Source organism: Algoriphagus sp. 4150 (assembly GCF_031457395.1).
In the GTDB taxonomy this organism is placed as follows: domain Bacteria; phylum Bacteroidota; class Bacteroidia; order Cytophagales; family Cyclobacteriaceae; genus Algoriphagus.
This window is the reverse complement of record NZ_JAVDWS010000001.1, coordinates 412,800-431,595: the sequence shown is the minus strand read 5'-3', so window position 1 is coordinate 431,595 and position 18,796 is coordinate 412,800. Positions and strand designations below refer to the sequence as shown.

The window sequence follows — 18,796 nt, the reverse complement described above, 5'->3', positions numbered from 1 at the left end:
CTGACTACCCGATTTGATCTGTTTACAATTTGATTTTTAAAAGACAAATACCCGTTGCCGCCAATATGGATGTCGATGCCTGTGACATGCTTGATTTCAAGAGACAAGAGAGGCATAAACCCTTTACAGTTACATAAGAACCCCAGTGTACAATCCTTTGAGGTACAACTTTAAGAACTCAGTTACATGGCAGTTACATAAAACAAATCCTGTATATTCATTTGTCCGGGTATACTACAAGCTAATTCACTTACTCAGTGCCTTTACAATCCGTTCCTGATTGATCACTACATCCCGAAAGAGCACATGGGGGAATGTCATGTACTTTGAGCTTTTGAATGCTTCATAAATCAACCGCAGGGAAGCCGCCGTCAGCAGGAAGAGGTTCATGTCCACGTCCATCTCACAGTCTGTAGCAGTCCAATTGTTTTTTTCTGCCTCTGCCATGTAAAAGTCTCTTTTATCTTGGTTTTCAATGCGTATGATGGTTCTGTAATGTGTCCAATTGAATTGCGAACGCAGTGCGGACGCAATTGGAAATGTGCGGTAAAACTGCCTGTTCATCTCTAATTGGCGAACTGAAAAACCGCTCCCAAACTGTGGTTGAAAGGTTTCGGAAATGGTTTTAATTAAATATCTCCCATAATCTGCACGGTCTTTCCCCTGTTGCTCTTCTTCAAAAATTATTTTACCGATTTGCCAATACATCAATACACGTTCATTATCAACTGCCCGAATGGCTTTTGATTGAGCATTGGAAACAATGCTTTGAATTTGAATGAATATATCTTTCTTAATCTCCATTTACATAAAGGTTTCGGATAGGCTGATTTTTGGCTGTAAAGGTTCTAAGTCCTTTTTAGCTTGCCACTTTATATTGGACGTGTCTCCAGCGGGTCTGCTGACACCAAATTAAGGATTTCGTCTATCCTGTCAAGCGGGCTTTGGATATTTTTATTGGAAATTGAAATTACTCGAAAACAAGACCTGGGCCTCAATGTATCACAGTATACAAGCCCTGTGCTGTCTGTCCCGAGAATCGGGATAAGGTGATCGGGACCTGTGCGCCGTAGCATAGGCGCACCTCGTCATAGAGATCTGGCGAGGCCGTTTACTCGATTGGCTGCCGGTGTTTTATTGTTTGTCATAATCGGTTATCCCTAATAGATTTCCCGATGGGTCAATAAACTCAACTGCCCATCCTGTCTTTATCTTGAATGGTTCAGATAAAAACTTAACCCCCTTCTTTTGTAAGTCATCATATAAAAGCTTTACATTCTCAACTTCAATCCAAACAGATGGCTGGGCAGTAGGGAATTTGCTTTTATCCTTAATAATTATCGCCGGTTCTTCCTCTCCTACTTTAAATGCAATCATACCGTGTTGGCTAAAATCAAACTTTGTAGATAATCCCAATGTTTCAGAGTAAAACTTTTTACTTGCCTCAAAGTTATCAGACGGAAAAAAGAAATTGTCATAATTTTTCATAATCTATTTAGATTTTGTTACAAATTTATATGTAAACTGAATCTGTTTATTGGATAGATCCCATGTTGATATTTCCTTGTCAACAAGCGCTTTATGTTTTTTAGAAATGTCCCGAAGAGCGTTTCCAACAGATCTTCTAAGATACTCGCTCTCGTGCGCTTTATGCTGACTTATCAGTTGTATCGCTACTTGAGGATTAGTCTTAAAGAATGGACGGCCTGTCCAAATCCTTAATCCCTCTGTAACAGCACGACAAACATTAGGAATTTTGTCGCTTAACCAATCCTTAATGACAGGCAATGATTTTTCATATCCTGTATCCATGCAATATTGGTCAAATGATTTTGCAAGTATCTCTTGAACTTGCCAGCTTTTATCATTGCTTACTTTAGTCCTTAGAATCTGCAATGCTACCGGATCTTTAGACGATATGTATCCCAATAAAAAGACTGCTAAACTGCGAACCTGATAAAAATCGTTTTCTAATAATTCAATCGCTAATTTCATGGAGTCTGAAATTGGCTTTGAAACAACTATTTTTTTTGCTTCAGATTCTATCGGTTTGAATCCATTTTCTATTTTTACTAATCTCTCAATAATATCTTTCATATCGTGTTGTGGGGCTTCTTACACTTGCAGCCAATCGAGGCAGGCCAGATAATTTCAATCTCACCTGACCACAGAACTCCCGAAAAACGGGACAGGCCGTGCATAAGACTCTCATCCGCCGCCGCGGACTCTTCATGCCCGCCTGTCGTCAGACAGGTTTGTAAATCGCTTTGTACTAAAGTACCTAAGGTTGAACCAATTTCCAATGCTCAAACGAGCTCGATGAGATGAACCACTACAGGCACCTCATCTGCTTCTTGTAGCAGAGGGTTCATATTTCGTGCTACGCACGCAACGAAAAACCATGCTGTTATGTCACGTTTTTTATTTCAATTTTTCATTCACAAACTCAGTTGTGTTTTGTCCAAACACCTTTAAAATTTCCGGAATAAAGTCTTTCCACATCGGGTATTTTTCTCTGTCATTCTCAAATTCGATTATTTTATCCTCTAATTGTGGAAGGAAGACAAAGTGTTCTTGGTTTGTGTGGTAGTTGCGTAAATAATTGGCTCTTTCCTTATCATTTTGAATTTCTGCAACTCTAATCTCTCCCAAACGGACAAGGCTTTCGATTACATAAACATTCCAACTTTGAATTCCTTTTGACTCCATTTCTTTTCTTAATTTTTCTGTAAACAGGTAAGAAGAACTTTCAATTTGTTCCTGGTATGGCTCAAGTTCTGAATTGACAAAGGAATGACCGAATTCGTGTACTGTTAATGTTCTTGCTCTTGGCTGATAGTCAAAGCCAAATTGGCGGTAATCATTTTTTGTTGATATCACCGGTATTTGAACATAAGGGCTCATTATTTCATAAACGGTCTTTTTATTGCCCTCTTCAACCATTGCTCCTATTCCACGGCCTTCGTTTTCTTCAATTGGCCAAATCATCATTGGGCTGACCAAAGCGATATATTCATCTCTGCTATCTCCATAATAAGTTTCCATTGCATCCGTAAAACCATCCGGAATGTGCGATTTGACTTCATTTATGGCGCCTTGATAAAAGTCGGCGTTCCTTTCGTAAAAGTCACCAATATTTTCAGTCTGGTAAAAAGTATAAAGGGAATTTAGATAATCTGAAATTATTTTTTCCAAGCGGACTTTTTTATCATTTTCCAGATGTGTTTGCAAAAACTTAAACCCGCTTGGTTTCTTTGAAAGCTTAAATTCAGGCTGATCCAGTAAAATGCCCATCATCAGGTCATTTCCATACCCAAAACTCCCTAAAGTGTCATTTAACGCGGCTGTTTCAATGGCTATGGTATGGGCAGACAAGTCCTGATAATCGGCCAATGCCCTTGCAACGATTGGCTGATATTCTCTGCACGTTTTCAATTTATACTCTTCCCATTGTTTATTTTTGGTTCTATGTTCGATTGAGAGTATTTCAGCAAGAAAGTATGTTTCCACGTTTTCGTTGAAACCCACTCCGAACTTGTCAGTTTGTTCTTTTTTAATACTTGTTTGGCAAGAAAGGAATGAGATCAGTATTCCTAAAATCATAAGTTTTCGCATCACATTGAGTTTTGTATTATATTATTGCAGATGCGATTTTTTGCCAAATGGTTGCCTGATGACCTTTTTTTAAATCTGGCATAACGCCCTTATTTCCCCCTCCGGATGTAGTATCTTCTCTTGGCTGTAGAAGTCTATTATACGCTGGGTGAAGGTTGCAGATCCTACAATCTGGCCCAACGCGATTGATCTTAGTCCAGATGGGCTACAAGATAAGAAGTAGGTTGGTTGTTCCCGAATCACATGCTCTCAGGACCTTCGATTTCAAAAACTAAGTCTATCTGTACGAAAGGGAATAAAATGACAGGAAACCAGCCCGCAGGCTAGCCTCCCAATACGCTTCGCTTTACTGAACAGGATTGGATTCATTTCAAGAGGGTCGTTTGAACACCTCAAGAATTAATTTAACATTTAGAACAATCGAACCATAATACCGCAAGTATCGGGTTTTACAAACTTAAATGACAAAGTAGGTTTGCATTATTAATTTAAAAACAGAAAAATGCAAACACTAAAAAATAAAGTAATCCTGATTACAGGAGCGAATAGAGGAATTGGGGAATCGCTCGTTAAAGCATCATTGGAAAAAGGTGCGAAAAAGATTTATGCAACTTCTCGAAACTCTGGTAAAATGCCAGATTTTGGAGATGAAAGAGTTGTTCCTTTGAAGTTAGATATAACCGATAATACTCAAATTTCAAAAGTGGCAGAAAAAGCAAGAGATGTTGAAGTACTCATTAACAACGCAGGAATTTTAAGCCAAGGCAACATTTTGGAAGGAGAAATTAGTGCGGTAGAAAACGATATGAAAGTCAATTATTATGGCACAATAAACATGATGAGAGCGTTTGCTCCAATTTTGGAGAAAAATGCACCGGCTAAAATCATTAATCTCGTTTCCATAGTAGCTTATTCGCCACTTCCATCAATTGCGGCTTACGCAGTATCAAAAGCTGCTTTATATTCAGCAACGCTATCAGTAAGAATTGAATTAGCCAAAAAAGGAATAACAGTACACGCAATAAACCCGGGAGCAATTGATACTGAAATGAACAAGGGAAGCGATTGGGATATGCCAGAACCAGACGGAATTGCAAAAATAATTTTGGATAAAGTTGAAGCAGGAGAATTGGATATTGTTCCTGACGAAATGGGACTTGGAATGTTCAATGCTTGGAAAGAAGACCCTTCAAAATTAGCTGAAATGTATTCTAATATGTATCACGGAGAAGAGGAAAGGACATAAAGTGTGTGAAAAAGTACGAACACACAGTCGAGTAGGTACCCCAAGGGAGAGACAGAGCAGGCAACAAAAAAAACCAGTTGCTACATGCCGGCATTCTGTTCAATTATCTCTAAATCTTTAAATACTTTTTTGGTAATTTCCTTTCTACAACTACCAAAATCAGACCTATTCATTTTTCTGTCTTGCAAAAGTCTTGTTGCAAAAATGTAGGTACCTTTTTTGGTTTCAATGTATCCTGTCCACCACCCTGTATTGATATTGTTTTCCCGTGTCCAACCTGTCTTTGCTCTTATGGTATAGTTAGCTGTTTGCTCTGCTACCATTACATTTTTGACAATGTCCATGCTCTCCCTGGAAAATGGAAGTCTGTATTCGTATAAAGCATGTAAAAATTCCACCTGGTTTAGAGGTGAGACTGCAAAGTCTCCAAAATTCCAAAAATCGGGATCCTGCTGGGTCAGGTTATTATTACCGTACCTGCACTTGCTGAGGTATTCTTTATAGTTGTCTTTTCCGATTTTCTTTGCAAGCTCCACAAACACCCAGCCCGCTGATGTTTCAAAGGCTTCTTTTACTGACATATCGTGGTAAATTTCAGGTCGATGCCCATATTTAATTGTATCAGTGCTCCCTACCCATTTGATTATTTCGTTCTCGTCACTGATCGTTTTGGTTTCGAGAGCTATTAATAAATTAATAATTTTAAAGGTAGAGGCAGGAAGGGTTTCAACTTTTACTCCTATTGTATCAGAGGTGATCCATTTTTGTTCCTCAATTGCATAAATAGCTATTGACCCTTCCACACCACAGCTGTCAAAGTATTTTTGGATGTTCCCATCCAGTCCATAATCTCCAATACTGAAAACGTCTGGGTTTCTGTCTACGGTTTGGTGTCGTGAACAGCTTACTATAAATGTAAGTGTGATGGATAGTGAAATCAGATATAGGGATTTCATTGTTTGCCTTATGGTTAGTTGCACGCAGTCAACAGTTTGCTGCAAATATAGAACTCTGCATACTAAAAAACAGTCGTAGGATTTGTTTTCTCTACTCCCTTTTGACCGATGTCCGGATCACCTTACCGAGAATAAAATATGCCCGTGTATGGGGATACCAATTACCATATGCACCGGAGGTCATGGCGATGACCATATTTTCTTCAGGAACAACCACTAAATGATTCAATCACCTTTCTTTTGAAATGAAATAAAGTCTCCCCTCCTTCCCGATTCTTATTCCCGCTGATCCCTTCGGGTCACTCCGAATTTTCTGTTCCGGGTATCTAGAACCAGGATACTATCGATAAAAAGCTTGTTACCGGTCATTCCGCCAATACCGATACGCTTCATCTGTGCAACCTGTGCGTCACTCACCCCCTCCATGTAGGTGACGTGTTTCAAGGGAATAGTCTGACCGGCGAATTCAATGCTGTGCGAAGTCCGCAGGGTGTTGGCGATAAGTCGACGATCCCATGACATGATCTCGTTTCTCTCGGGCAGGGTATCGGAAGAAAGGCTTTCTGCAGTCTCGCGATCCGTCAGCAGCTCATAGGCACTGGAGCCTGAATCAAAAAAAACCATAAGCTTCTTCTCACCCAGTTGTGCAGGAAGCAGGACACTCCGGCGTTCGAACATCATGTCGGTCAGCATGAGATGGGGCTTCAGACTGGGCGGAATCTCATTTCCGAGGGAGAGCTTCCCTGCGGGGTAATCTATCACGGCAACACGACCCTCAATAAGGTCTGCGCCGACCGTCCCGATGATTTCAATACTTGTATCTTCTTTCCAGTTGATCTGCGATTGACCGTGTGCAGTCAGTTTGATTTCCTTTGCAAGGACATCCATTCCGCCAAGTAAAAAATGGAAATCGGCAAGTGCCACCGTGTCCCCAGAGGTAATTGTCTGTGGGTACTCCTCCCTGATCTGACGAATCATGTCACTGTAAAGGATGGAATTGGGAGCACCAAGATCGAACTGCAAATAGAATACTTTTGGGCAGTTTCCCAGTTCAACAGGAAGCAACATGGCGGCGTGTGGTTCAAACCGGGTCTGCAGGGTATCGCCCAACCATCGGAAGTCGAGGGTTTTATCCATGGGATCAAATACAAGCCGGTTTGCAGGAAGCGTGGGTGTCTGCTGGCCAGAGGCCAAACCTGAGACCATAACACCTAAGACAGTCAGGAAAATTTGGGATGGAAAATTGCGCATACGTGTGGGGGTTAAGTCCACAAAAGTAGCGAGTCAACGTCCAATGCCCTTGTGACATTCACACGTCGTTTGGACGTCAAATTGCTGTTTTGAAGCTGATGACAGCCTTAATGCGAAAAAAATTGCCGGAAACAATAATAAGGTTGAAGATGTAAGCCACAAAAACGATCCAAAAATAATTGACGATAATCACGCCGCTGCTGTAGTTGACGAGGAAGAAATTCATCGCAAGAGTCACCAAAAGCCCAAGGTGAAAAAGAACAACCCACCAAATCTGCGTTCTGATTATGTAACGGGCAAAGGACAGTGCAGCCCCATTGAGTCGTTTTTCCTTTCGCAACAGGTACTGAGCTACCATGAAATGGACATAGGGAATAACCAGATAGCTGAAACATGACAGGCAAAGAATCCGCAAAAAGTGGGATACTTCCGACTGATTCATTGGGTTCTGGACCTTTTCCCGGGATTTCGTATCGATTTCGCTATAAGCAAGATCGAGTGCATCGGCGATAGCGCGCAGCGTAAACATCCGCGGAATACTCTGTCCGTTCTCGATCCGCTGGACTGTCCGGATAGACAGTTGAGCTTTTTGTGCAAGTTCTTCCTGCGTAAGTCCCCGGGTGCGGCGGGCATTGATGATTTTTTCGGGCAGCGTCATGGCAAAGGTGAAAATACGGGAAATGCGAGGTCATTCCAAGTGTGCCTTCATCCCTTAAGCTTCGCCTTAAAAGGCATACGAAACAGAAACACGTGCCCATAAAAGCACTTACCCAAACCTGAAGACAAATCGGCCAAGTCAACTTTGAAAAAGAAGTTCATTTCTATCTTGCTGCTTTAGTTTGGTCAATACTAATGGAAAAAAGGTATCGAGATCCAATTACCCAGATTCTTCCCTTATCTTATCTAGAAAGAACCGGGGAAGGTGGAGTTACAGCGGTTACATCATCCGTGCTACCGCGTAACTAAAACCTAGTTGTAATGGGGCGTAATTTTCAGCTAGGTAATTGATAGTTAGCGGTGATCGAAAATGTCTGCTAAAAAACCAAGACCATCGATCAGAGGGGGCAATATGCTCCGGAATCTCAACCTTAGGGGGTCAACATCCTCCGGAATATCACCGAAAATCTATCTTAAAGGGGCCAATATGTGCCGGAATGTCAGTCGAATCCTGCCTGTAAAGGCACTTTCATAACTTAAAACTCTCCGGACTGGAGGGGTCAGTATGCTCTGGAATATCCAGTTGTTATTGAAAAATAGTAATAAAATGTAAAAAGCCAGAAAACCATTACGAAAAAGCTATTCAATACAGGAGAAAATGAACATATTAAAAATAAGTAGCAAAAAAGTTACTTTTTCATCTGCATAGAAAGTAACATATTTGTTACCTTTGACGTATAAAAGTAAAAGAGTTGCAAAAGTTACTTCATAAAGATGGCTGGTACAAAAAAGAACAGAAGGGAAGCCATCTTCAATTAATTCACCCGACGAAGTCGGGAAAAGTAACAATCCCCATCCATGGCGGGGACATACCGATCGGAACCTTAAATTCCATTCTGAAACAGGCGGGGCTAAAATAGCCCCCACCCGGTTCGGAAAATACAGATAACGACAGATTACAAACAAAACGACAACACAACAACATCATCCATGCAAATCGTAAAAATCCCTCTAACCATCGAAAGACAAGATGGCAAAGAACTGTGGGGAAGAATTGAGTACAATGACAACTTAATCACAGACTTTGCAAACACAGTAGATGAACTTGAATCAAAAATCAAAGCCTTATTATGGGACTTTGAAGAATTGGATCCACAATGCGTAGAATTTATCCCTCAATATGACATCTATGCATTGTTTCAGAAGTTTGACTTCTTGAAAATTTCAACTGTTGCAGAACATGCGGGTATGAACCCCGGACTCCTAAGGCAATATGTGTCAGGAGCGAAAAGCCCCTCTCTTGAACAGGCTAAAAAAATAGAGAAAACGCTCCATATGTTAGCAATTGAGCTGCAAGAAGCGACAATCATCACTTCCTAAAACAAAAAGTCCTGAGTTTTCAGGACTTTTTGTTTACAATCAATGTCTCATCCTGAATTCTCGCATCTTCCCCTCCGGGTTAGTCATATCGCTAGTGGTGACTAGGTGAGGTTTGTAATTCCACTTCCAAATGATTACTATTTGTAATTGGCCATTTATTTCATGATCCATTAAATCTGAACTTGATCCCCGTAAGAACCTAGTTAGTTCTCTCGAAAAAATCGGGGCAGGCAATGCAAAAGCGGTTTCAATATTCGTGCTATGCACGCGCCTAATACCTAGTTGTAGTTGATAGTTTATTTCTCATCAATTAGTCTATTAAACTCTTCACTATTCAAAATTCCTTTGCCATTTAGATTCTTTCTAACGGTCATTAAAATATATTTTTCAATTATTTTATTTCTTCTAAATGAAGGGAGAACTATTATTGAATCATATTCATTATTAAATAATACAACGTGTGATCCAGTAATTATTTTTTCAATAAATCCTATTTTATGTAATTTATTAATCTAAATGATTTTCACTGACATCTGCTATTATGTGACCCCTTGTTCTTTTTTTCTTCTTGCCAATTTTGTGTTTTTTTATTAATTACAACCCTTGTGCTTAGAACATTCCCAAGCCCTATTGATTCTCTATCGCCATTCTCCACAGGTCTTCGGCTTCTGAGTAGAGCAAGTTAATAAATTACCTCACCATTTTCTTACAGAAAGAGGCGCATATTTAGCATACTCATTTTATTTTCTGTTTAAAAGGTGCTTGATGATTTCCAGATTTAAGCCCGGATAGCTGTTCTACCTCACCCCTCCCTTCCCGATATCGCTTTGCTCATCGGGACAGGCTCTCCTTGAAGAGGAGGAGATTGATCCAGCTCCAGACGTGGATCAGAGATAAGAAGTAGGTTGGTTGTTCCCGAATCGCTTCTGCTCCCGAATCACTTTGTTCTCGGGATCTTCGATTTCAATAATTAAAAGGCTTGTGCAATAAAGGGAATAAAATGGTACTGTTCCAGATCTGTGATGCGGGTGATTTGTTTGGCTCTATTTTCTACTTGTGAAGGAGTGTCATTTACTTTATATCACTCCACTAAAACAGGGCCCCAGGGCATGTCCTTTGCTTTTTTAGGGAACTAACAATCCCAAAAGATCAAATAAACTTGTTATAAAATAAAGTTGACCAGATAGTCTGTACCTAACCTGTCTTACTATAAGTACACAGTATTACCCAGACAGACCCGCTTTCATCAACAAGGGAAAAGAAACTAAAATTTGCATTGGAACTTTGATTCTGCCAGTTCGTTTGTTAGCTTAACATTACAAACATTTAGCCATGTCAACTGTCGAACTAAAATCCAATATCATCAAGTTGGTGGAAGATATCCAAAATGATGAATTCTTAGAATCGTTATTGGAATTTCTTTCCAAACGAAAGGATTCTGCTTCCGGAGACATGTGGAGCGATCTCACCCCGGCACAAAAACAAGAAGTTCTTGATGCCTATCAGGAATCTGAAGAGGAGAAAAATCTAGTAGCGAAAGATCAGCTGTTTCGTTTGCTCTAATGAAGGTAGTAGTATCCAAGACTGCCCTTAAAAACTTCCATCAGATTGTAGATTACCTAATAGAAACTTGGGGAACAAGTGTAGGGATCCAATTTGAGAAGCGTACTAAAAGTTTTTTAGACCTATTGGCTGATTTCCCTGAAATAGGCATAACTGTGGATCCGGAAAAGAAAATCCGTGCATTCCAACTCACCAAGCAGAACAGAATTTATTACCGTATCATGAAGGATAGGGTCGTAATACTTACCTTTTTTGATGTTCGTCAAAATCCGGATATGTTGAATTACTGATTAGGTTGTAAATCGGTTAAGTCATCTTTGCCAGTCATAATAGGAATTTCCAGCATTTGGTTTCCCCCTCTAAATGTAGTCAAACGCTCGTGGTGACTGGGTGGAGTTTGCCTGCCCTGCAAGCTGGCTCTTCGCTAGATTAATCCACTGGATTAATCCTAAACGCTCAGCCCTCCTACAAACTGGCCTCCCGATATCGCTTTGCTCACCGGGACAGGCTTTCGCTAGATTAGTCCACCAGACTAATCCTAAACGCTCAGTCCTCCTACAAGCTGGCCCATGGCTACCCTCCCTGCATGCTGGCTCCTAGCAAAATCTTTTCAATGGAAAGATTCTTCACGCTAGGCCCTCCTCTGGAAGATTTCTTCACGCCCTGTCCTACCCTGATATTTTTGACAATTTGCAATTGACTTCTCTACCTCATCCCATCCTTCCCGAAACGCTTCGCTTCGGGACAGGCTCTCCTTGAAGAGAAGGCGATTGTGAGTTGTATTATTCAGGCTAGCGCTTCCACTAGATTGAAAGGTTCTCCGAATTTATGCCCGGATGGGTGATAAAAGTTTTCTTTTAGTCCTCTCATAGGGACTTTTTCCATCCAGATGGAATTGAAAAAATATACTGGTTTTCGGGTATGTTCTTCCCTTTTCCGAGGATTTAACTTTGTGGGGACGAAACATTTTAAACCACTAAACCAATTATTATGAAAAACCAACATTTCTTTCTTCTCATAATTCTGTTTGCAGCTTTTGCTTGCGCTGACAATGAAGACAATGAACCTGCCATTGATCCACTGATTGGAACTTGGAGTATCGAAGGAATTGAACAAGACGGACAAACCTTTGATGTCAAAGAAGAACCCTGTATCCAAGACAGTAAGTTGATTGTTGACGAGGGAAACCTGACTTTAAACATTTCGGCACCGGCGGAGTCAGGAACCGCAACCTGTCAAACGGAGATACTTTCATCCGGATGGGAAAATGACAATGGAACCTACTACACCATAGAAAATAATGATAGGCAACCTGCCAATTTTTCCTTCAGTGAAAACAACACACGATTAAGGATAACTATTAAAGCAGGTAATACACCACTAACCTTACTATTTAGAAAATAATACACACAGGAATTTAACTACTAAAAAGACAAACGGATGAAAAATTTCAAAATAAAAATCGCGCTGCAGGTACTATTCTTCCTGGCGGCTATAGGAATTGGATCAGGCTCTGTAAATGCGCAGACTTACAAAACCGGAGTGGGTTTACTGATTGATGTAGGAGATGGAGGAACACTAGTGGGACCTCATATAAAGCATTTCTTCCAACCAAATCATGCCGGTGAAGCCTCTTTGCAATTTGGAACCGGACTCACTGTTTTACAGGCAATGTATCAATATCATCAACCAATTTCAGGAGCCGAGGGGCTTCAATGGTATTTAGGCCTTGGAGGAGCGTTATTTTTCCCGAACAATTCAGGAAGCACCCATTTTGGAATAGTTCCTGCCGCCGGAATTGACTACAAAATAAGCTCAGCACCAATTTCACTGTTTGCCGATTGGAGACCCAAATTCCTGATATCAGATGGACAGAATGAATTTCTGGCAGCAAGATTTGGCTTGGGACTTCGTTTTAATCTTAACGCCGGAAGTAATCCATAAAAAAGATTCTACAATGGCTTACAAAGCAATTTTGCTCTATAAATTAGCTATATAAATTCAAAGCCGATTCGTTGCGCCGTGCATATGAATCGGCTATTTCATTGCTGTTTAAATGAAAAAACTACTTTTTTGCCCACTTTATTTTCTTTTTGGATTTCATGCCTTTGGACAAGGTAATTATGAAATTTTCTATACAGACAGTCTTTTAAATCAAGCAGAAAATGTGAATTCTGATTCCGAAAAAATTATACTTTACTTTCAGTTAAGTGATTTTTGGTCCGAGCGGGACACTTCAAAAGCCTTTTCTTATTTAAAATTAGCCAAACAGCATTTCCCAAAACATAACGGGTATTTCCAAGGTCTATTTCACTTTTATAATGCGGGGATCTATTTTGACCGGGAGATCAATAAGGGAATGGAGGAATATATGGAGGCTGAAAAATACCTGAAAAGAATTCATTCAAAAACAGCCTATACCTATAGGTCCAAGTTATGGAATGGAACTGCAACTAAAAATGAGAGACTTTTTTATGCTGCATATCTTTCTTTTCTCAACAGCATTTCTTCCATTTGCTTAGGTGTTTTGCAACCTAAAGCCGAATGGGTTCTTTTGGTATTATAAAAACCTTCAATATATCCGAACACCCCTAATTTAGCGGACTGCTGATCCATAAATCTTCTGTGATAGACCATTTCAGCCTTTAGTGATTTGAAGAAGCTTTCAGCTACCGCATTATCCCAACAGTTCGCTTTCCTACTCATACTCTGGATTATGTTATTATGGCTGAGTATCGCTTTAAATTCATCACAAGCATACTGGATCCCTCTGTCTGAGTGAAAGATCAGTCCATTTTTGACGGCCCTGTTCCTAACAGCCATTTTTATGGCGGCTACAGTGGTGCTTCCTGCTGTCATATCAGTACTTAAAGACCATCCTATCAATTCAGTCCTGCCCACCATTGCTTGTATTGTTGCGTGGTGTCATTCAGATTTACAATTTCCCCAATTATTGGTGTCACCAATGGTATGTTATACGATTTATTCCATTCAGTTATTTTAATCAGAGACTCGTCCCAAGGGTGAAAAGCCAATTTGAACTTAGAGGAATGAACGGGAAATAGTCGTTTTGATTTTAGGTCTTGCGTTGCTTTTAACACTTCTTCGGGCAACATGTGTAATTCTTGCCAGGCTGTGTTGTATTGTCCATTATCAAGTATTGCCAAGTCAAAGCCGCCAAATTTTTCTCCTAATTCTGCAAAGTGTGTATCGTAACCACTATCACCACCAAGATACATTTTGAAACCGGGTGTTTCTAAAACATAAGAAAGCCAAAGTGTATTGCTCCTGGTAAATCCACGGCCTGAAAAATGACGGGCAGTAGCTGTATGTAAGGTTATAGTATCATCAATTACTACTTTGTCATTCCAATCTTTTTCAATGATTTTTGAAGTGTCAAATTTCCAATGCTCAAAATGAGAACCTACCCCCAGACCACAGACTATATGCTTGATTTTAGACTTCAATTTCATTATAGTTTCATAATCCAAATGGTCATAATGATCGTGGCTGATGAGTAAATAATCAATATCAGGCATATCATCAACCGAATAAATATCGGTTCCTAAAAATGATTTATTTGAATAAGGTATAGGGGAAGCATTCCCGCTAAACACAGGGTCAATTAAAAATCGCATTCCGTTAAGCTGGATAAAATACGATGAATGCCCGAACCACACCAATACATTTTCAGTAATCGGTATAGTTTTTAAATCAGTCTTTATGGAAGGGATAGTATCGGTTGGATTTGTTCGTGAAAACTTTGTAAAAGCGAAGTCATAGGCTACGCTTGTCAGAGAATATCCTTCGGTAACATACGGTGTAAAGTGGATATTTTGAAATTTTCCGTCTTTGAAATTGGGTGATTGTTTTATCAATTCAAGTCGCTTGCCACTGGGTGCTTTTCCAAATTTCGGATGTTGCATATAGGCAATGGTTGTTATTATCAGCAGCAATACTACACTTAGTAATACTATCATCGTAGTTTTTATAAGTTTCTTAATTCGATTCATTTGGGGTAATGTGCCTTAGTACTTCGGGCTAAAATTTTATCAAGCACTCTGTCGGGCAAAATCCAATTTAAAAATCTGACCATAGCCGCATCCCGTCCAATTGTGTAGCGTGCACGTGGTCGCTTCATTGGTAATGTCCAACATGACAGGCTCTATATTCTTACCTCGGATAGCATCGGCATCAATTTCACGCCTTACACCTGCAAGCACATGGAAACCACAGCTGGCGAGTTCTTTTGCAGTTGCGTTGCCAATACCTGTAGAGGTGCCTGTGACTACAATAATCCCGTTTTGCAGGGTTTCAGTTTTGTTCCCTGATTGCATCATTTTTCGAAGATGTATTTTAATGTGCAAGAATACGTCGTAAGTTTGCAACCTACAAGTATAGAGTATACTCTATGGTATAAATATATTTTCAACAATATAACTGAGCGATGTTAATTAATGAATTGTCAAAGCTAACAGGGGTTTCCATCCATACATTACGCTACTATGAAAATTATGGATTGATAACAGGCATGTCGGATGATTCTGTCAAATCCAATAATTACAAACAGTATGATGAGCTTGTTGCCGAAAAAGTCGAATGGATAGTCCAGGCTAAAAAAGCTGGGTTCACTTTGTCAGAAATAAAAAAATCACTGAATGATTGGTTTAGCAATAAACTGTCGGCAAGTGAGAAGATTGAAATAGTACAAAATAAAATCCGTGATGTAGATACAAAAATCCGTGAGCTGAAGCAAGTCCGAAATTTCTTAGTCTCCTCATTAAAGGATGTTGAGAATGGGGATTGTTGAGTTGCCTTTTCGTGTTATTCTTTCGGTTAACCTGGCACGGGGCATCAGGACACGGTGGTGGGAGACCTGTATGCGGTGGCGAAGGCGCGCCCAGTGAACTTATAAATTAGCGGGGCCGTCTACACGATTAGCTGTTGTATTGTTGGTTCAGGCTCCTTGCTATCCTGAATCCTAAATCATCTATTTTAAATCTCACGGGATGACTATCCCCTAAATTTTATTCCTCGAGCTCAGCCTGTTTGGCAATCAATTTTAAATCCTTTATTTCTAAAATAGTTGCGCTGTACCCAAGTGTCAGTATTCGAATTAATGCAGTTGCGATTTCATCATAAGTCAAGGTTTTATTGGGAAAAACAAAAGGATAGATAAGATTAAGTCCTTTATAAATCCACCTCACATTTTTTTGTGCTTTCATCGGAATAATAAAACCTGGCCGAAAGCTGTAAACAGCTTTAAAATGCAGCTCATTTAATGCGTTCTCCGTTTTGCCTTTTATCCTTGCCCACATTATTTTCCCCTTTTCCGAACTGTCGGCATAAACTCCCGATAAGTAAAAGAAAACCATATCCGCATTCAAATAGGCAAGTTCCTTTGCAAACAGTAGTGTGGTATAAAAAGTGATGTGGTTGTATTTATCCTCATCCATGCCAAAGGAACTTATCCCTGCGCAATAGAAACAGCCATCGTAGCCGGTTAGTTGGTCGCTATGGGCAGCTAGATCTGTAAAATCTTTTACAATCAGTTCAGAAAGTTTGGGATGCGTCAACGGTGAAGCTCTTCTATTCACCATCAATATGCCGGTAATATCGGGATGATCAAGAGAAGCCAGTAAAACGCCTTCCCCAATCATTCCTGTGGCTCCTGTTATTATTATTTTCATTTTCTTATTTCTATTCCGCTTCCCATCAGCGTTCAATCATTTTCCAAAACATAGAGAATGTATCCTCAATGATGCGGTGTTGTTCTTTTTTGGTGAATTGATTTGAAGAAAGGTATTGATTCACACCAACTACCTGATTACTGATCAAAGCGTACAATAAATTCACATCATTATCAGCGATCTGTTGCTCCTTGATAGCCGAACTGAAAAGCTGTAACACAGGTGCTATCTGAGCCGAAATTTCTTCAGCCCCAATTTTTTTCAGATAGGGTGAATTGGAAAACTGTGCCAGAAACAAAAACTCCTTGGGATTACGAAGCGACCATTTGAGTGATTCTTCATAGTAAGTTTTGATGACTTCCTTTGTCGATTTAGCTTCCGCCAATACAACCTGAATACTTTCTGCTGCCTGTCCCTTTAATTTCAGGTAAAGTGAAATGATCAACTCATCTTTAGTTGGAAAAAAGTAAAACAAAGTCCCTGTTGCTATACCTGCCTCTTTTGCAATTTTGCTTGTAGGTGTATCGTTAAATCCCTGTGACACAAATAATTCCAATGCAGTTTGAAGTAGTTTTTCCTTTTTATCCATGGATTAAGATTAATTTTTGAAGGCAATTGAAGTATAAAAGCACTTATATACCCCGCTCCCATTCTAATGTGATTAACTATTACTTTATATCATCCATCGGGCCACAGAATAATTCATTCACCATAATAGTATCCAAATATTCATAAAGCCCACTGATTAAGCCATCCTTAAAGGTCAAAAGCAACATCACATTGTTTTCGTAAATACGACCATCCTTTCGCGTGCCCCGGATATGAACATAAAGCACTGCCCGCTCACCATCTGCAGTAATAGATTTAAGCGTCATTTTCATCCCTTCTGGGAATCGTTCTGCCACTGTGCCCCATAATTTTGCCTGGTTTTCCGGTGATTGGTAACCTCCAAACGGCCAGGATCCCTCACCACTCAGCCAATAAACACAATCAGGCGTTTTTAAGCCGGTCATTTCACCGAAGTTCCCGGCCACCATTGCATTGAAATATTTTTCTGCGGTTTCTTTTGTTTGCATAGCTGATAATTTAGTGACTGTTTAGTCAGTCATACAAATGTACACTAATTTATTTGCCCACAAAATCTGTAATGCTTTTAAAAAACTTGTAACGCGGGAATTGAAAAGAGAATTCTTCCGATAGAGTCGATTCCCTGTACAGTTTTTTTGACCGGGGTGAAAAGAAGCTTTTACCCGGTTCATTTTGTCTCAGGCTATGAGAAGTTTAAAAGGCTTTACTTATTCCGCACTTGATTCTACTGAGAGTAATAATGCAAGGGATGACCAAATGAGTGACAACTTTTTATGGCTGAAGAATAATATTTTCCCTAAGGAAAAAATAATTGTCTGGGCGAGTAATTCCCATTTGTTTAAGGAGTATCGAAATTTAATCTATCCTATAGAAGAAATGTACCCCTGTTCAGATGTGCAGAATATTGATCAGTATGCGATGTAAATCCATACGCACTGGCATGGTAGACCTGTCAGTCATTATGGTCATTTATCACTTGGCCTGATAATCCTGTTCATTTCTACTCCCCCATTTCCTTTACCCTTTTCTACCATGAACTTTTGATATGGACCGAATAGACGGAAATATTACTTTCTCTCTGCTTTTTGTTGGGGAATGCCAGTGTTTTCTGAATCCTATGATGCATTTATTGTTTTTCTGGAAGAAAAGCGGATATACATATAAAAAAAACAGAATACCGAAACAGTTATCTGCCTATTTTGGAATCTGATGGTTGCTTTCTAAATTCCCAAAAAGCTTTTTCCATGTCCAAAGTCCTTCTCGAGCATATCCGAAAATTTATCTCTTTAACACCAGTCCTTACCCTACAAATCCCGGGATACTTCGAGCGTTTGGAAGTTGGCAAAAAAGAAATTCTTCTACCCGCCAACCACCTCTGTGACCACTTGTTTTTTGTGGAAAGAGGTTGTATCCACGCTTTTTTCGTCGATCAACGCGGCGTTGAAAAATCCATTCAATTTGCCCTGGAGAATTGGTGGATCAGCGATTACCAAGCTTTTTACAAAAAGAAGGTGACCGATGCAACGATCCAGACTGTTGAAGATTCGGTAGTGTGGAGTATTTCACGGGAGAAATACACTGCCTTGCTGAAAGATCATCCGGAAATGGAGTCCTACTTTCGCCAAATGTATGAGATCGGCTATGGAGCCGTGATTACCCGGCTAAAATACCTTTTCAATTATTCCAAGGAGGAAATCTTCTACAACTTCAGTGAGCAGTTCCCCTACTTTGTGCAGCGTGTACCACAGTATATCCTCGCCACCTACCTGGGGCTGACACCTGAATATCTCAGTAAACTACGAGCGAAAAGACGATCTTAATCCAGTTCAAGTTTTTTCGGATTTGAGGCG

General features: G+C 40.0%; 24 protein-coding genes. 11 read left to right on the top strand and 13 right to left on the bottom strand.

Annotated elements, in window-relative coordinates; all coding sequences use genetic code 11:
- Window positions 1-246 precede the first annotated feature (246 nt).
- From J2X69_RS01915 to J2X69_RS01900, 4 genes are all read right to left on the bottom strand, one after another.
- Complete coding sequence (locus tag J2X69_RS01915; protein ID WP_310097573.1) at window positions 247-804, bottom strand: DUF1016 N-terminal domain-containing protein; 558 nt, start codon at window positions 802-804, stop codon at window positions 247-249.
- Window positions 805-1,134: 330 nt separating this feature from the next.
- Entirely contained in the window at window positions 1,135-1,488 is a 354-nt protein-coding gene (locus J2X69_RS01910) for a VOC family protein (RefSeq protein ID WP_310097570.1), read from the bottom strand.
- A gap of 3 nt (window positions 1,489-1,491) precedes the next feature.
- Window positions 1,492-2,097 carry a DNA alkylation repair protein gene (locus J2X69_RS01905; RefSeq protein ID WP_310097568.1) on the bottom strand — a complete coding sequence of 202 codons (606 nt, stop codon included), beginning with the start codon at window positions 2,095-2,097 and terminating at the stop codon, window positions 1,492-1,494.
- A gap of 324 nt (window positions 2,098-2,421) precedes the next feature.
- Window positions 2,422-3,528, bottom strand: a complete 1,107-nt coding sequence (locus tag J2X69_RS01900) for a DUF4932 domain-containing protein (RefSeq protein WP_310097565.1) — start codon at window positions 3,526-3,528, stop codon at window positions 2,422-2,424.
- Between the two features lie 589 nt (window positions 3,529-4,117).
- Here J2X69_RS01900 and J2X69_RS01895 point away from each other — a divergent pair.
- Window positions 4,118-4,861 (top strand): SDR family oxidoreductase, encoded by a 744-nt coding sequence (locus tag J2X69_RS01895; RefSeq protein WP_310097562.1) that lies wholly within the window; start codon window positions 4,118-4,120, stop codon window positions 4,859-4,861.
- Window positions 4,862-4,941: 80 nt separating this feature from the next.
- On the opposite strand, the gene J2X69_RS01890 is transcribed toward J2X69_RS01895, so the two are convergent.
- The 3 genes from J2X69_RS01890 to J2X69_RS01880 all read right to left on the bottom strand — a co-directional run bounded on the left by J2X69_RS01890 (window position 4,942) and on the right by J2X69_RS01880 (window position 7,726).
- Window positions 4,942-5,817 carry a penicillin-binding transpeptidase domain-containing protein gene (locus J2X69_RS01890; RefSeq protein ID WP_409014373.1) on the bottom strand — a complete coding sequence of 292 codons (876 nt, stop codon included), beginning with the start codon at window positions 5,815-5,817 and terminating at the stop codon, window positions 4,942-4,944.
- Window positions 5,818-6,093: 276 nt separating this feature from the next.
- Entirely contained in the window at window positions 6,094-7,068 is a 975-nt protein-coding gene (locus J2X69_RS01885; protein ID WP_310097555.1) for a hypothetical protein, read from the bottom strand.
- Between the two features lie 76 nt (window positions 7,069-7,144).
- A complete protein-coding gene (locus J2X69_RS01880) occupies window positions 7,145-7,726 on the bottom strand; it encodes a helix-turn-helix transcriptional regulator (RefSeq protein WP_310097548.1) in 582 nt (193 codons plus the stop codon).
- 751 nt (window positions 7,727-8,477) lie between these two features.
- On the opposite strand from J2X69_RS01880, the gene J2X69_RS01875 reads away from it, so the two are divergent.
- The 7 genes from J2X69_RS01875 to J2X69_RS01845 all read left to right on the top strand — a co-directional run bounded on the left by J2X69_RS01875 (window position 8,478) and on the right by J2X69_RS01845 (window position 13,234).
- The gene (locus J2X69_RS01875) at window positions 8,478-8,645 is read left to right on the top strand and encodes a type II toxin-antitoxin system HicA family toxin (protein WP_310097546.1); all 168 of its coding nucleotides are present in this window, start codon (window positions 8,478-8,480) and stop codon (window positions 8,643-8,645) included.
- 70 nt (window positions 8,646-8,715) lie between these two features.
- Window positions 8,716-9,105 carry a helix-turn-helix transcriptional regulator gene (locus J2X69_RS01870; protein ID WP_146921011.1) on the top strand — a complete coding sequence of 130 codons (390 nt, stop codon included), beginning with the start codon at window positions 8,716-8,718 and terminating at the stop codon, window positions 9,103-9,105.
- 1,332 nt (window positions 9,106-10,437) lie between these two features.
- Window positions 10,438-10,668: a hypothetical protein gene (locus J2X69_RS01865; RefSeq protein WP_310097538.1), complete on the top strand. Its 231-nt coding sequence runs from the start codon at window positions 10,438-10,440 to the stop codon at window positions 10,666-10,668.
- Window positions 10,668-10,958: a type II toxin-antitoxin system RelE/ParE family toxin gene (locus J2X69_RS01860; protein ID WP_310097535.1), complete on the top strand. Its 291-nt coding sequence runs from the start codon at window positions 10,668-10,670 to the stop codon at window positions 10,956-10,958. The genes J2X69_RS01865 and J2X69_RS01860 overlap by 1 nt, the downstream gene beginning before the upstream one ends.
- Before the next feature lie 700 nt (window positions 10,959-11,658).
- A complete protein-coding gene (locus J2X69_RS01855) occupies window positions 11,659-12,072 on the top strand; it encodes a hypothetical protein (protein WP_310097531.1) in 414 nt (137 codons plus the stop codon).
- 36 nt (window positions 12,073-12,108) lie between these two features.
- Window positions 12,109-12,612: a hypothetical protein gene (locus J2X69_RS01850; protein WP_310097528.1), complete on the top strand. Its 504-nt coding sequence runs from the start codon at window positions 12,109-12,111 to the stop codon at window positions 12,610-12,612.
- A 112-nt stretch (window positions 12,613-12,724) separates the two neighbouring features.
- Complete coding sequence (locus tag J2X69_RS01845; protein ID WP_310097525.1) at window positions 12,725-13,234, top strand: hypothetical protein; 510 nt, start codon at window positions 12,725-12,727, stop codon at window positions 13,232-13,234.
- Here J2X69_RS01845 and J2X69_RS24825 read toward each other — a convergent pair.
- The 3 genes from J2X69_RS24825 to J2X69_RS01835 form a co-directional block, all read right to left on the bottom strand.
- Complete coding sequence (locus J2X69_RS24825; RefSeq protein ID WP_409014372.1) at window positions 13,141-13,527, bottom strand: transposase; 387 nt, start codon at window positions 13,525-13,527, stop codon at window positions 13,141-13,143. The genes J2X69_RS01845 and J2X69_RS24825 overlap by 94 nt on opposite strands.
- A gap of 23 nt (window positions 13,528-13,550) precedes the next feature.
- A complete protein-coding gene (locus J2X69_RS01840; protein ID WP_310097522.1) occupies window positions 13,551-14,648 on the bottom strand; it encodes an MBL fold metallo-hydrolase in 1,098 nt (365 codons plus the stop codon).
- A 72-nt stretch (window positions 14,649-14,720) separates the two neighbouring features.
- Window positions 14,721-15,008: an SDR family NAD(P)-dependent oxidoreductase gene (locus tag J2X69_RS01835; RefSeq protein ID WP_310097519.1), complete on the bottom strand. Its 288-nt coding sequence runs from the start codon at window positions 15,006-15,008 to the stop codon at window positions 14,721-14,723.
- Between the two features lie 122 nt (window positions 15,009-15,130).
- Between J2X69_RS01835 and J2X69_RS01830 the strand changes: the two genes are divergently transcribed.
- Window positions 15,131-15,478: a MerR family DNA-binding protein gene (locus J2X69_RS01830; protein WP_255505128.1), complete on the top strand. Its 348-nt coding sequence runs from the start codon at window positions 15,131-15,133 to the stop codon at window positions 15,476-15,478.
- A 217-nt stretch (window positions 15,479-15,695) separates the two neighbouring features.
- Here J2X69_RS01830 and J2X69_RS01825 read toward each other — a convergent pair whose 3' ends face one another.
- From J2X69_RS01825 to J2X69_RS01815, 3 genes are all read right to left on the bottom strand, one after another.
- A complete protein-coding gene (locus J2X69_RS01825; protein WP_310097512.1) occupies window positions 15,696-16,358 on the bottom strand; it encodes an NAD-dependent epimerase/dehydratase family protein in 663 nt (220 codons plus the stop codon).
- 25 nt (window positions 16,359-16,383) lie between these two features.
- Window positions 16,384-16,947, bottom strand: coding sequence for a TetR/AcrR family transcriptional regulator (locus J2X69_RS01820; protein WP_310097509.1), 564 nt, complete (start codon window positions 16,945-16,947; stop codon window positions 16,384-16,386).
- A 79-nt stretch (window positions 16,948-17,026) separates the two neighbouring features.
- On the bottom strand, window positions 17,027-17,434 hold the full coding sequence (locus tag J2X69_RS01815; protein ID WP_310097506.1) for a nuclear transport factor 2 family protein: 408 nt from the start codon (window positions 17,432-17,434) through the stop codon (window positions 17,027-17,029).
- 184 nt (window positions 17,435-17,618) lie between these two features.
- Here J2X69_RS01815 and J2X69_RS01810 point away from each other — a divergent pair, with 184 nt between their 5' ends.
- On the top strand, window positions 17,619-17,870 hold the full coding sequence (locus J2X69_RS01810) for an erythromycin esterase family protein (RefSeq protein WP_310097503.1): 252 nt from the start codon (window positions 17,619-17,621) through the stop codon (window positions 17,868-17,870).
- Between the two features lie 320 nt (window positions 17,871-18,190).
- Window positions 18,191-18,766, top strand: a complete 576-nt coding sequence (locus tag J2X69_RS01805; protein ID WP_310097500.1) for a Crp/Fnr family transcriptional regulator — start codon at window positions 18,191-18,193, stop codon at window positions 18,764-18,766.
- The last annotated feature ends 30 nt before the right edge of the window (window positions 18,767-18,796 follow it).

Bases quoted from the DNA above. Each gene is read 5' to 3' on its own strand.
- J2X69_RS01915 (WP_310097573.1), bottom strand. From the start codon at position 804: ATGGAGATTAAGAAAGATATATTCATTCAAATTCAAAGCATTGTTTCC.
- J2X69_RS01910 (WP_310097570.1), bottom strand. From the start codon at position 1,488: ATGAAAAATTATGACAATTTCTTTTTTCCGTCTGATAACTTTGAGGCA.
- J2X69_RS01905 (WP_310097568.1), bottom strand. From the start codon at position 2,097: ATGAAAGATATTATTGAGAGATTAGTAAAAATAGAAAATGGATTCAAA.
- J2X69_RS01895 (WP_310097562.1), top strand. From the start codon at position 4,118: ATGCAAACACTAAAAAATAAAGTAATCCTGATTACAGGAGCGAATAGA.
- J2X69_RS01890 (WP_409014373.1), bottom strand. From the start codon at position 5,817: ATGAAATCCCTATATCTGATTTCACTATCCATCACACTTACATTTATA.
- J2X69_RS01885 (WP_310097555.1), bottom strand. From the start codon at position 7,068: ATGCGCAATTTTCCATCCCAAATTTTCCTGACTGTCTTAGGTGTTATG.
- J2X69_RS01880 (WP_310097548.1), bottom strand. From the start codon at position 7,726: ATGACGCTGCCCGAAAAAATCATCAATGCCCGCCGCACCCGGGGACTT.
- J2X69_RS01870 (WP_146921011.1), top strand. From the start codon at position 8,716: ATGCAAATCGTAAAAATCCCTCTAACCATCGAAAGACAAGATGGCAAA.
- J2X69_RS01865 (WP_310097538.1), top strand. From the start codon at position 10,438: ATGTCAACTGTCGAACTAAAATCCAATATCATCAAGTTGGTGGAAGAT.
- J2X69_RS01860 (WP_310097535.1), top strand. From the start codon at position 10,668: ATGAAGGTAGTAGTATCCAAGACTGCCCTTAAAAACTTCCATCAGATT.
- J2X69_RS01855 (WP_310097531.1), top strand. From the start codon at position 11,659: ATGAAAAACCAACATTTCTTTCTTCTCATAATTCTGTTTGCAGCTTTT.
- J2X69_RS01850 (WP_310097528.1), top strand. From the start codon at position 12,109: ATGAAAAATTTCAAAATAAAAATCGCGCTGCAGGTACTATTCTTCCTG.
- J2X69_RS01845 (WP_310097525.1), top strand. From the start codon at position 12,725: ATGAAAAAACTACTTTTTTGCCCACTTTATTTTCTTTTTGGATTTCAT.
- J2X69_RS24825 (WP_409014372.1), bottom strand. From the start codon at position 13,527: ATGACAGCAGGAAGCACCACTGTAGCCGCCATAAAAATGGCTGTTAGG.
- J2X69_RS01840 (WP_310097522.1), bottom strand. From the start codon at position 14,648: ATGATAGTATTACTAAGTGTAGTATTGCTGCTGATAATAACAACCATT.
- J2X69_RS01835 (WP_310097519.1), bottom strand. From the start codon at position 15,008: ATGATGCAATCAGGGAACAAAACTGAAACCCTGCAAAACGGGATTATT.
- J2X69_RS01825 (WP_310097512.1), bottom strand. From the start codon at position 16,358: ATGAAAATAATAATAACAGGAGCCACAGGAATGATTGGGGAAGGCGTT.
- J2X69_RS01820 (WP_310097509.1), bottom strand. From the start codon at position 16,947: ATGGATAAAAAGGAAAAACTACTTCAAACTGCATTGGAATTATTTGTG.
- J2X69_RS01815 (WP_310097506.1), bottom strand. From the start codon at position 17,434: ATGCAAACAAAAGAAACCGCAGAAAAATATTTCAATGCAATGGTGGCC.
- J2X69_RS01805 (WP_310097500.1), top strand. From the start codon at position 18,191: ATGTCCAAAGTCCTTCTCGAGCATATCCGAAAATTTATCTCTTTAACA.